Annotated in this window: 13 protein-coding genes and 1 riboswitch; of the genes, 6 read left to right on the top strand and 7 right to left on the bottom strand. The window is 72.6% G+C overall.

Annotation, left to right across the window (positions count from 1 at the left end; translation table 11 throughout):
- Positions 1 to 35: 35 nt before the first annotated feature.
- Entirely contained in the window at positions 36 to 1,100 is a 1,065-nt protein-coding gene (gene trpD, locus ACTWJ8_RS12880; protein WP_356388704.1) for an anthranilate phosphoribosyltransferase, read from the top strand.
- A gap of 87 nt (positions 1,101 to 1,187) precedes the next feature.
- Positions 1,188 to 1,321: riboswitch (SAM riboswitch) on the top strand.
- Positions 1,322 to 1,498: 177 nt separating this feature from the next.
- Positions 1,499 to 2,872 (top strand): aminotransferase class V-fold PLP-dependent enzyme, encoded by a 1,374-nt coding sequence (locus tag ACTWJ8_RS12875; RefSeq protein ID WP_356388706.1) that lies wholly within the window; start codon positions 1,499 to 1,501, stop codon positions 2,870 to 2,872.
- Here ACTWJ8_RS12875 and ACTWJ8_RS12870 read toward each other — a convergent pair.
- From ACTWJ8_RS12870 to ACTWJ8_RS12840, 7 genes are all read right to left on the bottom strand, one after another.
- Positions 2,824 to 4,017, bottom strand: a complete 1,194-nt coding sequence (locus ACTWJ8_RS12870; RefSeq protein ID WP_443263867.1) for a glycerate kinase family protein — start codon at positions 4,015 to 4,017, stop codon at positions 2,824 to 2,826. The genes ACTWJ8_RS12875 and ACTWJ8_RS12870 overlap by 49 nt on opposite strands.
- A gap of 19 nt (positions 4,018 to 4,036) precedes the next feature.
- The gene (locus ACTWJ8_RS12865; protein WP_443263866.1) at positions 4,037 to 5,449 is read right to left on the bottom strand and encodes an SLC13 family permease; all 1,413 of its coding nucleotides are present in this window, start codon (positions 5,447 to 5,449) and stop codon (positions 4,037 to 4,039) included.
- A gap of 76 nt (positions 5,450 to 5,525) precedes the next feature.
- Entirely contained in the window at positions 5,526 to 6,188 is a 663-nt protein-coding gene (locus ACTWJ8_RS12860; RefSeq protein ID WP_443263865.1) for a response regulator transcription factor, read from the bottom strand.
- Positions 6,185 to 7,558 (bottom strand): ATP-binding protein, encoded by a 1,374-nt coding sequence (locus ACTWJ8_RS12855; RefSeq protein ID WP_443264880.1) that lies wholly within the window; start codon positions 7,556 to 7,558, stop codon positions 6,185 to 6,187. Before ACTWJ8_RS12855 ends, ACTWJ8_RS12860 begins: the two co-directional genes overlap by 4 nt.
- 58 nt (positions 7,559 to 7,616) lie before the next feature.
- Positions 7,617 to 7,952 carry a small secreted hydrophilic protein gene (locus ACTWJ8_RS12850; RefSeq protein WP_443263864.1) on the bottom strand — a complete coding sequence of 112 codons (336 nt, stop codon included), beginning with the start codon at positions 7,950 to 7,952 and terminating at the stop codon, positions 7,617 to 7,619.
- Positions 7,953 to 8,036: 84 nt separating this feature from the next.
- The gene (locus ACTWJ8_RS12845) at positions 8,037 to 8,318 is read right to left on the bottom strand and encodes an Lrp/AsnC family transcriptional regulator (protein WP_356388715.1); all 282 of its coding nucleotides are present in this window, start codon (positions 8,316 to 8,318) and stop codon (positions 8,037 to 8,039) included.
- The gene (locus ACTWJ8_RS12840; RefSeq protein WP_443263863.1) at positions 8,315 to 9,058 is read right to left on the bottom strand and encodes a rhomboid family intramembrane serine protease; all 744 of its coding nucleotides are present in this window, start codon (positions 9,056 to 9,058) and stop codon (positions 8,315 to 8,317) included. Before ACTWJ8_RS12840 ends, ACTWJ8_RS12845 begins: the two co-directional genes overlap by 4 nt.
- A 113-nt stretch (positions 9,059 to 9,171) precedes the next feature.
- Between ACTWJ8_RS12840 and ACTWJ8_RS12835 the strand changes: the two genes are divergently transcribed.
- The 4 genes from ACTWJ8_RS12835 to ACTWJ8_RS12820 all read left to right on the top strand — a co-directional run bounded on the left by ACTWJ8_RS12835 (position 9,172) and on the right by ACTWJ8_RS12820 (position 13,394).
- On the top strand, positions 9,172 to 9,411 hold the full coding sequence (locus ACTWJ8_RS12835; RefSeq protein WP_356388719.1) for a hypothetical protein: 240 nt from the start codon (positions 9,172 to 9,174) through the stop codon (positions 9,409 to 9,411).
- A gap of 32 nt (positions 9,412 to 9,443) precedes the next feature.
- Entirely contained in the window at positions 9,444 to 10,796 is a 1,353-nt protein-coding gene (locus ACTWJ8_RS12830; RefSeq protein ID WP_356388721.1) for an NYN domain-containing protein, read from the top strand.
- Between the two features lie 312 nt (positions 10,797 to 11,108).
- Positions 11,109 to 12,134 (top strand): C40 family peptidase, encoded by a 1,026-nt coding sequence (locus ACTWJ8_RS12825; protein ID WP_356388723.1) that lies wholly within the window; start codon positions 11,109 to 11,111, stop codon positions 12,132 to 12,134.
- A 225-nt stretch (positions 12,135 to 12,359) separates the two neighbouring features.
- The gene (locus tag ACTWJ8_RS12820; protein WP_443263862.1) at positions 12,360 to 13,394 is read left to right on the top strand and encodes an NlpC/P60 family protein; all 1,035 of its coding nucleotides are present in this window, start codon (positions 12,360 to 12,362) and stop codon (positions 13,392 to 13,394) included.
- The last annotated feature ends 74 nt before the right edge of the window (positions 13,395 to 13,468 follow it).

The following is a 13,468-nucleotide window of genomic DNA, read 5'->3' as shown; positions in this document are numbered from 1 at the left end:
GCACCTCTCACCCACAGATGCACACAGGAGCGGCCATGAGCGCTTTGAACCCCGCTGGAGGCGACACCGCGGCGGGCCGTTCCTGGCCCGCCGTCCTGAACGGCCTGCTGGAGGGCCGTGACCAGAGCGCCGACGACACGGCCTGGGCGATGGACCGGATCATGCGGGGCGAGGCCACCGACGCGCAGATCGCCGGATTCGCGGTGGCCCTGCGCGCCAAGGGCGAGACCGTGCAGGAGATCGCGGGGCTCGTACGCGGCATGTACGAGCACGCCAACGTGATCGACGTGCCCGGCGAGACCGTCGACATCGTCGGCACCGGCGGTGACGGCGCCAAGACCGTCAACATCTCCACCATGTCCGCGATCGTCGTCGCGGGCGCCGGGGCCAAGGTCGTCAAGCACGGCAACCGCGCCGCGTCCTCCGCCTCGGGCTCGTCGGACGTGCTGGAGAAGCTCGGCGTCAATCTGGACCTCACGCCGAAGCGGGTGCCCGAGGTCGCCGAGGAAGCGGGCATCACGTTCTGCTTCGCCATCAAGTTCCACCCGGCGCTGCGCTACGCGGGCGCCGCGCGCGGCCAGCTCGGCATCCGCACCGTCTTCAACCTGCTCGGCCCTCTCACCAACCCGGCCAAGGTGAAGGCGCAGGCCGTCGGTGTCGCCGACGCCCGGATGGCGCCCGTCGTGGCCGGGGTCTTCGCCGAGCGCGGCAACTCCTCCCTGGTGTTCCGCGGCGACGACGGCCTCGACGAGCTGACCACCACGGGCACCTCGCGGGTGTGGGTGGTGAGGGACGGCGCCGTGCGCGAGGAGTCCTTCGACCCCCGCGACGTCGGCATCGACATCGTGCCCATCGAGGCGCTGCGCGGCGGCGACCCCTCGTACAACGCGGAGGTCGCCCGGCGGCTGCTCGACGGCGAGCGGGGGCCCGTGCGCGACGCGGTGCTGCTGAACTCGGCGGCGGCCCTGGTGGCGGTGCGGCCCGGCGACGGCACGCTCGTCGAGCAGATCAGGGCCGGCATGGACCGGGCCGCCGAGTCGATCGACTCCGGCGCCGCGAAGGCCGCCCTGGAGCGGTGGGTGGCGGCCAGCAACCGCTGACCGCACGCCGAGTGTGACGCAGGGCGCAGTCCGGATCCTGGACTGCGCCCTTGCCGTTCCTGAGACGTGTGGCAAGATGCTTCCCAAGGTCATGAGTGACAGCGCTGTGATTTTTCACTGCAGAAGGCCCCAGCCCGCTGTCCGGCAACCCTCCGTCCGTGGCGGGGTGCCCTGGGTGAAGACCAGGCCGTACGCAGCAAGGCGTATGGCAAGCGCGGACCCCTCGCCACCCTGGGGTCCTGGTCCTCGAGGGAGCAGTCTCGTGAGCAAGCGAATGCGATAGGGCGTTCCGGCCCCGCCTCCGCCCACCCGTTCTCACCTTTCCTTCCATGCTGTCGAGCGCCGACGCGCGCCGCTCCGGCATGGTCGATTCGCTTACCTCGCCAGGGAGTTCACCCATGTCCGTTTCCGTCGACGCCGCCGCCTGCACCGAGACCATCGCCCCGCTCCCCGTCCTCGGCCGGGACGTCACCGTGCCGCTCGTCACCGGTGGCGAGGTCACGTACGCCGCCCTCGACTACGCCGCCAGCGCGCCCGCCCTCCAGCGGGTCTGGGACGACGTCGCCGCCTACGCGCCGTACTACGGCAGCGTGCACCGCGGCGCCGGGTACCTCTCGCAGCTCTCCACCGACCTGTTCGAGAACTCCCGGGTCGCCGTCGCCGAGTTCCTCGGCTGCCGCGCCGACGACCAGGTCGTCTTCACCCGCTCCACCACCGACTCGCTCAACCTGCTGGCCGCCGTCCTGCCCGCCGACTGCGAGGTGTTCGTCTTCGAGACCGAGCACCACGCCTCGCTGCTGCCGTGGCGCGACGCGCGGGTCACCTACCTCAACGCCCCCCGCACGCCCGACGAGGCCGTCGCCACCCTGGAGCGGGCGCTGGCCGACCGCGAGCCGTACGGCCCCGCCCTCGTCTGCGTCACCGGTGCCTCCAACGTCACCGGTGAGCTCTGGCCGGTGCGCGAGCTCGCGGCGGCCGCTCACGCGCACGGTGCCCGCATCGTGCTCGACGCCGCGCAGCTCGCGCCCCACCACCCGGTCTCCGTGCAGGACCTGGACGTCGACTGGGTCGCCTTCTCCGGGCACAAGCTGTACGCCCCGTTCGGCTCCGGCGTGCTCGCGGGCCGCTCCGACTGGCTGACGGCCGCCGAGCCGTACCTCGCCGGCGGCGGCGCCTCCAAGAAGGTCGCCCGCCGCACCGACGGCGGCGTCGACGTCGAGTGGCAGACCACCGCCGCCCGCCACGAGGCCGGTTCGCCGAACGTCATCGGCGTGTACTCCATCGCGTCCGCCTGCAAGGCGCTCACCGAGGCCGGGTTCGACAACCTCGTCGCCCGCGAGCAGTACCTGATCCGCAAGGTCCGGGAGGGGCTGGCGGAGGTGCCCGAGGTGAAGGTGCTCTCCCTGTTCGGCGACGACGCGCCGCGCGTCGGCGTCCTGTCCTTCGTCGTCGACGGCTGGAACTCCTCGCACTTCGCCGCCGCGCTCTCCGCCGAGTACGGCATCGGGGTCCGCGACGGCCTGTTCTGCGCCCACCCGCTGGTGCGCACGCTGCTCGGCTCCGACCCGCAGCAGCAGGGCGAGTGCGGTGCCCCGGAGGCCGCGCCGGGCGAGAAGTCGCTCAACGCCATCCGCGTCAGCTTCGGCGCCGGCACCCCCGACGAACACGTGGAGCGGTTCGTGTCCGCCGTGAAGGAGCTCGTCCGGGACGGCGCCCGCTGGAACTACCGCACCGAGGACGGCCGCTGCGTCCCGGACACCGCGAGCGCCTGAGGAAGACCCGCGCCGAGGACGATCATGCGCAGGGCCCGCTCGGTGGCGTCCGTGAGGAACTCGCCGCCGCGGCCCAGCGCCTCCGCGAGCGTCACCGGGGCGGGCAGGATCGCGCTGTAGGCGTCGACGCCGGTCGCCGTCACCGTGTGCGCGCCGTCGCCGATGGTGCCCGCGAGAGCGAGGACCGGGCGGCCGAACCGTTTGGCGCGGCGGGCCACTTCGGCGGGGACCTTGCCGCGCGGCGTCTGGTGGTCGAGCGCGCCCTCCGCCGTGACGACGAGGTCGGCGCGGGCTAGCCGGGCGTCCAGGTCGAGGTGGTCGAGGAGGACGTCGAAGCGGGGGAGGAGCCGGGCGCCGAGCGCGGCGAGCCCCGCGCCGAGGCCACCGGACGCTCCCGTTCCGGGGCCGGTGAACAGGTCGCTGCGTACGTCGAGGTCCCGGGTCAGGACGTGCGCCCAGTGTTCGAGGCCCGCCGCCAACTGCTCGACCTGCGTGGGCGTCGCGCCCTTCTGCGGGCCGAACACGCGGGCGACGCCGCGCTCCCCGCACAGCACGTTGAACGGATTGCAGGCCACCCGGATCTCGGTGTCCTTCAGCCGGGCGTCGAGCCCGGACGCGTCGATCCGCCGCAGGTGCGCCAGCTGCCGCCCGCCCAGCGGCAGTTGCAGCCCGTCGGCGTCGAGCAGCCGGGCGCCGAGCGCCTGGAGCGCGCCCGCGCCCCCGTCCGACGTACCGGAGTCGCCGCAGCCGACCAGGATGCGGCGGGCGCCCGCGTCGAGCGCCGCGCGGATCAGCTCCCCGACGCCGTACGTCGTGGTGGCCCCCGGGTCGCGCAGCTCGCGCGGGACGAGCGACAGCCCGGCGACGGCCGCCATCTCGACGACCGCCGTGCCGTCGGGCAGCAGCGCGAAGTGCGTGCCGACCCGCTGGCCGACGGGTCCCGTGGCGGGCAGTGCGACGAGCCGCCCGCCGGCCTCGGCCGCGAGCGCGCGGGCCGTGCCCTCGCCGCCGTCCACGAGGGGGATCAGATCGGTGACGGCGTCCGGGAGCACGCGGCGCACACCCGCGGCGATGGCCTCGGCCGCGGCGCCCGCGGACAGCGACTCCTTGAATCCGCTGGGGGCGATGGCGACATGGGTCAACACGGTCAACTCCAAAAGGGGGTCAGCGGACGGGCACGCCGAGCAGCGGCCACAGGGTGAGCGCGCACAGCAGCACGGCGGCGGCCGTCAGCGGGGCCAGGACGGCGGACAGGCGCAGCAGATCGCGCGGGGTGTAGGTGGGGGTGCCGGGTATCTCGGCGAACAACGTCACCGGCTTCGCGGACGCCGGAAGCGTGTGGCAGAAGCCCGCGGCGGCGGTGGAGGCGAGGGCGGCGGCGACCGGATTGACGCCCGCGCCGACGGCCGCCGCCACGACCAGCGGGACGAGCACGGACGAGCGGGCCGAGCGGGACTGGAGGATCAGGTGCGCGGCCGTGCTCACCGCGATCACCACGGCGAGGAACAGCCACGGAGGCAGCTCCAGCGGAACCCCGCCGACCAGCCACTTCGCGGCGCCCGACTCGGCGAGCGCGACGCCCATCGCCATCGTGGCCGCCATGAACAGGAGCAGCGACCACGGCACCGTACCGAGCGCGTCCTTCAGGCGTACGGTGCCGAGCGCGGGGGACGCCGCGACCACCGCGCCGATGAGCGCGACGACGGCGGGTGGCACCTGGTGCAGCGGCTCGCTGCACCACAGGGCGACGACCGTGGCGAGCAGCAGGGCGCAGCGGGTCTCGGCCGGCTCCCAGGGCCCGGTCACCGGCCGCTCGCTGTGCTCCTGGAGGTCGGCCGTCGTGATCCGCACGGGTCCGGCCCGGTCGGCGCGCCGCGTCGTCGTCAACAGGACGGCCTCCGCCGCCAGGTGGGACGACACCACGGCGAGCGGCAGACCGAGCAGCAGCCACTGCGTGAACCCGATCCGCTCGCCGGTCGCCTCCCACAGCACGGACACCGTGATGAGGTGCGCGCCCGCGCCGATCAGCGTGGCGACGGCGGAGAGCAGGATGACGGTCGGGAAAAGCAGCGCCAGCATCACGACGAGCCGCCGCCGGTCGGCCAGCACCTTCGCCAGCGCCAGGAACACCGGCAGCGCGAGCGCCGCGCGGCCCGAGGTCGCGGGCACGGCGAAGGCCGTGACGACGAGCGCGGCGGTCGTCAGGTGCGTCAACTGCCGTACGCCGCGGGCCCCGCTGACCAGGAACGCCGCGGCCCGGCCCGCGAGCCCCGTGCGGGCCACCGCGGCGGCCAGCACGAACGCGCAGATCAACAGCCACACCGTGGCGTCGCCCAGCGTGCCGAACAGGGTGTCGCTGCTGATCACGCCCGTCGCGGTGAGCGCGAGGCCCGCGCCGAGCGCGATGTACGTGTCGTCGATCGACGTGCCGATCCACGCGCAGGTCGCGAGCGCGAACACGGCGAGCGTGAGCCGCGCGTCACCGGACAGGCCGGGGAAGTTGCCGGGGACCGCGAGCAGCGCGCAGACGCTGAGGGCGATGCACAGGGTCGCGGCGGTGCGAAGGCTCAGGGTCACGCGATTCAGCGTGGTGCGGCGCCGTGAGCTTTCAATGAGCCGTAAATGAAAGGAAATTCACGGACATGCGCGGCTGTCAGCCGGGCAGCCGGTACCCCATCCCGCGGACCGTCTCCACGTGCCGCGCCCCCAGCTTCTTCCGCAGCGCCCGCACGTACACGTCCACGATGTTCGAGCCGGGGTCGAAGTCGTAGCCCCAGACGTGGGACAGGATCTGCTCACGGGACAGGACCTGGCCGGGGTGGCGCAGGAACAGCTCGAGCAGCACGAACTCACGGGCCGTCAGGTCCACCGTCCGCCCCTCCGCCCGCGCCCGCCGCGTCCGCAGGTCGAGCGTGAGATCGCCGCTCCCCAGCATCGTCACCTCAGGGGTGCCGGAGACGGTCCGCAGCCGCAGCCGGACCCGCGCGAGGAGTTCCTCGAAGCGGAACGGCTTGGTCATCCAGTCGTCGGCGCCGCCCTCCAGACCCGCCACCGTGTCCCGCACCGAGTCCCGGGCGGTCAGCACGATCACCGGCGTCGTCACCCGCGCCTCGCGCAGCTGCCTCAGGACTGTGAATCCGTCCCGGCCGGGCAGCCCGATGTCCAGGACGATCAGGTCGAAGCCGTCGGTCAGGGCGTAGTCGTGGGCGCTGTCGCCGTCCCCGACGACCGTCGTCGTGAAGCCGCCGGCACGCAGCCCCTTCTCCACGAAGGAGGCGATGCGCTCCTCGTCCTCGACGATCAGGATGCGGTTCATCTCGGCTCCGTCCTCCGGTTGAGTACGAGGGTGAAGGTGGCGCCGCCGCCGTCGGTGCGGCTCAACGCGGCGCGCCCGCCGTGGCCTTCGGCGATGGCGCGGACGATGGCGAGGCCGAGCCCCGCGCCCGTGCCCCGCGAGCCGCGGCGCGCCGTGCCGCGCCGGAACCGCTCGAAGATCACGGCGGCGTCCCGCTCCGTGACGCCGGGTCCGGCATCGGCGACGTACAGCTCGACGCGCTCGCGCTCGACCCGCGAGCCGATGCCTATCCGCTGTCCAGGCACGGTGTGCTGCACCGCGTTCTGGGCGAGCTGCACCATCGCCTGCGTGATCCGCTGCGGGTCGAGCGCGGCCTCGGCGTCGGCGACCTCGACCAGCTTCCAGTCCCGGTCGCCGAGCGCCCGCGCCTTGACGAAGACGTCGGCGGTCAGCTCGGCGAGCTGCACCGGCTCCGGCGTCACGAAGTCGGGCCGCTCGGCCTTCGCGAGGAGCAGCAGGTCCTCGACGATGCGGCTCATCCGGTCCAGCTCCTCCATCACGATCCGCACCGTCTCCTCGCGCTCGCGCGGATCGTCGCCCATCAGCTCCAGATGGCCGCGGACGATGGTGATGGGCGTACGCAGCTCGTGCCCGGCGTCGTCGACGAACTCGCGCTGCGCCGCGAACGCCCGTTCAAGGCGGTCGAGCATCCCGTTGAACGTCTCGGCGAGCGCCGCGATGTCGTCGCGGCCCTGCACGGGGATGCGCCGCGTGAGGTCCTGCTCGGTGAGCTGCGCGGCCGTCGTACGCACGAGGCGTACGGGGCGCAGGATGCGGCCCGCGACGGCCCAGCCGATGCCGGTCGTCATCAGGAGCGCCACCCCGGAGATCGCCAGCAGCATGTGGAAGACGCCCTCCGCCTTCGCCTGCTCGCGCTCCGGGTGGAACGCCACGACGAACGCCGCGGCGGGCCGCCCCTCGCCCGCCCCGATCTCCACCTTCGACCAGCGGATCCCGCCGCCTGGCCGGTGCAGGGTGCCGGTGGCGGCGGGGGAGGCGAAGACGGCGCGCAGGCCCGCGGGGTCCCGGGCGAGCGCGTGGTCGACGTCGGGGGCCCGCGACTGCTCCTTCTTGGCGGGGGTGCGGTGCGCGCCGCGGTCGACGAGGCCGAGCAGCTCCTCGTCGGGGTCGGCGTACTGCCGCTCCAGGTGCAGCTTGAGGAGGGCGTCGGCGTCGGTGAAGCGCTCGCCGGTGCGTGGGTCGACGCCCTTGCGCACGAAGTTGGCGAACTCGCCGGTCTCCTGCGCGAGCAGCCGGTCCACGCGGTGGTCCACGTCCCGCAGGAGCACCGAGCGGGTGGTGGCGGCGACGGCGGTGAGCGCCGCCGTCATCACGACCAGCAGCCACAGCAGGATGCGGACGCGGGCGGAGAGCCAGCGGTGCGCGGGCTCAGCCGTCGTCGCCGGGCCCGTCGTCGTCCGCGCCGCCGCGGTCGTCGGCCCCGTCGTTGCCGTCGTTGCCGTCGTTGCCGTCGTTTCCGTCGTCGTCCGAGTCGTCCGTGCCTGCTGTGCTGTCATCGGCCGAGGGATTCTCACTCACCGGTGGCGGGGACACCGTCTCGTCACTGGGCGTCGGGCGCGACGACGGGGAGCCGCTCTCCAGCTCCACCTTCGGCGGCGACTTCGGGGGATCCGGGCTTTCGGTCAGGGCGTAGCTGGTCGCCGCGATGCCGAGCGGGATCGCGACGACCGCGGCGAGGGCCGCCATGCGGTGGGAGAAGGCCATGGCAGCCAGGCTCGGCGGCGTACCCGGCCGGCAGGATGAGCCCCGGATGAAGAAACCTTCATACGCGGGCCGGTGCGGCGGGTGTCAGGCGTCGAGGCCGATCGAGAACGCGGCCTCCAGGTCGTGCTGCGAGTAGGTGCGGAACGCGACGTGCGTGTCCGTGCCCTCGACGCCCTGGATCTTGCTGATCTTCCCGGGGATGACGTCCGCGAGGTCGTCGTGGTCGGCGACCCGGACCATGGCGATCAGGTCGTAGGTGCCGGTGACGGAGAAGACCTCGCTCACGTTGTCCAGGGCCGCGATCGACTCGGCGATCTCGGGGATCCGGTCCACGCTGGTCTTGATGAGCACGATCGCGGTGATCACGGCTGGCTGTCTCCCTCGGTGGCCGTGGCTGGTTTCGCCTCAACCTTAGCCCGCTCGCGATAGCGCACCCACGCGTAGAGGAACCCGACCGAGAAGCCCACCAGGTGCGCCAGGTACGCCACCCCGGGCCCCTGGCTCTGCTGCCCCGCCGCCACCCACTGGAGCGCCACCCAGAACGGCAGCACCACCCATGCGGGGAAGCGCAGCGGCAGGAAGAAGAGGAAGGGGAAGAGGCTCGTCACGCGGGCTTCGGGGAACAAGTAGAGGAACGCGCCGAGCACCGCCGAGATCGCCCCCGACGCGCCGACCAGGCTCTGGTCGGAATCGGCGTGCGCGACCGCGTACCCGAAGAGCGCCAGATAGCCGCTGACCCCGTAGAACAGGGCGTACGCGACCCGGCCCATGCGTTCCTCGACCATGGCGCCGAACACGTAGAGGAAGAGCATGTTGCCCAGCAGGTGCAGCCAACTGCCGTGCACGAACAGGGCCGTGAGCGGGGTGAGCAGGGCCCGCGGGGAGCCGCCGAACAGCTCGTCGGGGACCACGCCCCAGCGTTCGAAGTAGGCGCTCTGCGCGGCGAGCAGCCGGTCGCCCGTCCCGTATCCGGGGTTCAGACCGGAGGCGGGGGACAGCACGAAGACCACGCAGCAGACCGTGATGATGCCGTACGTGACCGGTGCGGGGTGACCTCTGAGGAATGCCGTCAGCCTGTCGATCGCGGAGCGCCCATTGCCGATCATGGACAGAGCATGACGCAAGGCGGGGAGCGGACGGCGTACGGCAGGCCGTAGGGTTACGGGCAATAAAGCAAGCACCACGCTCCCCGCACGCATCCGGAAGAAGGCACCACCCGATGACGGTTCCCCTGCCGACCGCCACCACCCGCTGGCGCTGCACCCTGTGCGGCAACCTGACCCGCTTCGACGTCACGCGGTCCTCGAAGGTCGTCGAATACGTCCACCTGGACCTGGCGGGCGAGCCGAAGGTGGAGGAGCGCGACGTGGTCAGTGAGACCATCGAGTCGGTGCGCTGCCGGTGGTGCAACGCGGTGGATCAGGTGGAACTGGTGGACAGGCCGGGCGCCGACTCCTGAGGAGCGGCCCCACAGCGACATTGGGGTGACGGATGGTGGAGAGCACAGGCGGGAGGGCCGAGGATGGCGGCGCCGCCGAGGTGCTCGACCGTCCGCTGCCCGAGGGCGTACGACGCCGGGTCGTGCAGATCGCGTCCGACGGCTTCGGCGGCCTGACGGTGGCCGAACTGCCGCCACAGTTGCGGCAGTATGCCCGCTTCACCCCGACCCGCCGGATGAAGTTCGCCGGGAACGCGATGGCAGCGGCGCTGGAGAGCGACACGCTGTTCCGGCAGCGGATCGGGGAGCGGCTGCGGGACGCGCAGCCCGAGCTGGCCGGCGCCCTGGAGGCGGGATCCCCGCCGCCCGCCGCCGACCCGCTCGACGTGGCGGCGGCCGCGTACGTGCTGCGGCCCGCCGGCTGGGTGAAGCTCGTCGCCGCCGCGGGCGAGGACGCCCAGCGGGCCGACGCCGAGCGTGTCGACGAGGAGACCCGCGCCGAGCTGGAGCGGCTCCGCGCCGAGCTGGCCGAGGCCCGGGCCCACACCAAGACCGAGACGGAACGGTTGCGCGCCGAACTCGACGCCGCCAAGCGCGAGGTCGTCGCCGTCGAGCGCAAGCTGCGGGCCGCGCTCAGCGACGTGAAGCGCGGCGAGGCCGCCACCCGCAAGGCGAAGGCCGAGACCGACGCCGTGCGCGCCGAGAGCCAGGCCCAGGTGTCCGCGGCGGAGAGCGAGTCGCGGCGGCTCAAGGCGCGGCTCGGCGAGGCCGAGGCGGCCCTGGAGTCCTCCCGCCGTGCGGCGCGCGAGGGGCGCAGCATCGAGGACATGCGGGTCCGGCTGCTCCTCGACACGGTCCTGGACGCCGCCCAGGGGCTGCGCAGGGAGCTGGCGCTGCCGCCGGTGTCCACGCGGCCCGCCGACTCCGTGGACGCCGTGGAGCCGGGCAGGATGACGCCGAAGGACATCGCGGCGCGCGCCCTGCACGAGCACGACCCGGCGATCCTCGACCAGTTGCTCGCGCTGCCGCAGGCGCACCTCGTGGTCGACGGCTACAACGTCACGAAGACCGGGTATCCGACGATGCCGCTGGAGAAGCAGCGGCTGCGGCTGCTCGGCTCGCTCTCGCAGCTCGCGGCCCAGACCGGCGCCGAGGTGACGTGCGTCTTCGACGGGGCCGAACTCGCGGCGCCGGTCCTGCTCGCGCCGCCGCGCGGGGTCCGGGTGCTGTTCTCCAAGCCGGGGGTCACGGCGGACGAGCTGATCCGTCAGCTGGTGCGCGCGGAGCCCTCGGGGCGGCCCGTCATCGTCGTCTCCACCGACCGGGAGGTCGCGGACGGCGTCGCGAAGGCGGGGGCGCGGCCGGTCGCCTCCGTGGTGCTCCTGAAGCGGCTCTCGCACGGCTGAGTCTTCACAAAACGGTCGCGAAAACCCTCCCGAGTTACCTATGTCACACCGGCAACATCTGTGTCGTATGCCCGAATTGGCGAAACCTTCACGCAACGTAGCGTCAAGCGCACATCACTGCATGTGAGTTGAGTGCAAAGAATGCAGCGAGTGACTGAGATTTTTCTCTGAGGGATTTGAACTGATCACGAAGAGGTCACTAGGGTCTCGCTCGAACCTCCGCTCGGGTGATCACTCACAAGGGGTGACGGTGGAGGGTCACCGCCCACCGGCGCATCGGTAGGCGGCTGGAGGAAGAAGGAGCTCGCCTTCGTGGCGTCCCACCGTCGACCCAAGCAGCCGAACCGCACGCGCGTGACCGTGCTCACCGCGACCGCCGCCGCTGCCGTGGCCCTCACCTCGCAGGCCGCCAACGCCGCCCCCAAGCCCAGCAAGAGCGAAGTCAAGGCCAAGGTCGACAAGCTCTACGAAGAGGCCGGTGTCGCCACCGACCACTACAACGGGGCCAAGGAGAAGCAGAAGAAGCTCGAGAAGGAGATCGGCGACCTCCAGGACAAGGTCGCCCGCGGCCAGGAGGACCTCAACGAGCTTCGCTCCGGCCTCGGTTCGCTCGCCGGCCAGCAGTACCGCAACGGCGGCATCGACCCCTCGGTCCAGCTCTTCCTCTCGTCCGACCCGGACAGCTACCTCGACAAGGCCTCCACGCTCGACTCGCTCAGCGCCCAGCAGCTCGAGTCGCTCAAGAAGGTCCAGGAGAAGCAGCGCACGCTCGCCCAGGAGCGCGCCGAGGCCTCCCAGAAGCTCAAGGACCTCGCCGACACCCGCACGGAGCTCGGCAAGAAGAAGGACGAGGTCCAGGAGAAGCTCGCCAAGGCCCGCAAGCTGCTCAACACGCTGACCGCCGAGGAGCGGGCCAAGATGGCCGCCGACGAGCAGCGCGCGAGCCGCGACGCCGCGAGCCGCGTGGACCTCGGCAACGACGCGCCCGCCTCCGGCCGCGCCTCCGCCGCCCTCGCCGCCGCGGCCACCCAGATAGGCAAGCCGTACGTCTCCGGCGGCTCCGGCCCCAACTCCTACGACTGCTCGGGCCTGACCCAGTGGGCGTACAACCAGGCCGGCGTCTCCATCACGCGGACCACGTACACCCAGATCAACGAGGGCACCGAAGTGCCCAGGAGCCAGCTCAAGCCCGGCGACCTGGTCTTCTTCAACAACACCGCGCACGTGGGCCTCTACGCCGGGAACAACCAGGTGCTGCACGCCCCGAAGCCCGGCGCCGTCGTGCGCTACGAGTCGATGGACACGGTCGGTCCGTACCAGACCGCCCGCCGCATCTGACGGACGCCGCACCGGATTTCAACGCGCCCTGGAAACGCGCCCGTTCGGGCGAATTCCACGGCCCCGCGCTGACCCCCACGCCCCGCCCATGACCTGCGTCAGAGGCGGGGCGTCGTGCTGCGTGTCCCCTGAACGGTCTTTGGTCAGGGGGTAGTCGCCCGACTACTGTCGGCGCGCATTCCCCCGATCACGGGGGTCCGTCAGCGGAAGGGAGAGCGGCCGACCGTGGGTTCCCATCGCCGTATCTCGTACTCTCGGCAGTCCGGGATCGACCGGACCACACGCGTGACCGTGCTGACCGTGGCCGCGGCATCCGCCGCTGCCGCCCTCGGCACCGCCCCCGCGGGCGCCGCCCCGCAGGACAGGCCGAGCGCCACCAAGGCAGCGGTGGACCGCCTGTACGAGCAGGCAGAGAAGGCCACGGAGGCGTACAACAGGGCCGACGAGCGCGCCGACAAACTGCGCGGACAACTCGCCGACACCCAGGACGAGGTGGCCCGCGGACAGGAGCGGATCAACGCCATGCGGCGCGCGCTCGGCGTGGTCGCGGGCGCCCAGTACCGGTCGGGCGGCATGGACCCCTCGCTCGCCCTGATGCTCTCCTCCGACCCGGACGGCTACCTCGACAAGGCCGGCACCCTGGAGCGGATCGGCGCGCGCAACGCGGACGAACTGCTCGAACTGCGCGCGGCCCAGCGCGACCTGGACCAGCGCCGCGCCGAGGCCCGCACCGAACTCGCCCAGCTCGAAGCGAGCCGCGAGGCCGTCGCGCGGCACAAGAAGAGCGTCGAGAAGAAGCTCGCCAAGGCCCGCGAGCTGCTCAACGCGCTGCCGAGCGGCGAACGCGCCGCCTACGACCGGGCATCGCGCTCCGAACTCCGCCCCGACCTGGCAGGCGCGGGCCCCGCCGCCTCCGCCCGCGCGGCGATCGCCCTCGCCGCCGCCAAGTCGGCCCTCGGCAAGCCCTACATCTGGGGCGCCACGGGCCCCTCCGGCTTCGACTGCTCGGGCCTCATGCAGTGGTCGTACGGGAAGGCGGGCGTCGGCCTGCCTCGCACCTCGCAGGCGCAGCGCTACGCGGGCACCCAGGTCCCGCTCTCCCAGGCGCGGCCCGGCGACCTCGTGGCGTACGGCTCCGACGCCCACCACATCGGCATCTACGCGGGCAACGGCCAGGTGATCCACGCCCCGCACCCCGGCGCCCCGGTGCGCTACGACCCGGTGAACATGATGCCGGTCTCCTCCGTGACCCGCGTCTGACCCCTGCCCGCCCGCTTCGCCGTACGATCGGAAAGATGGCTGGTCGACGGCGTGCGGTGGGCAGGGCGGGGAGT

The organism is Streptomyces sp. SDT5-1 (genome assembly GCF_052245995.1).
Classification (GTDB): Bacteria; Actinomycetota; Actinomycetes; order Streptomycetales; family Streptomycetaceae; genus Streptomyces.
This window is presented reverse-complemented; position numbering and strand designations above follow the sequence as displayed.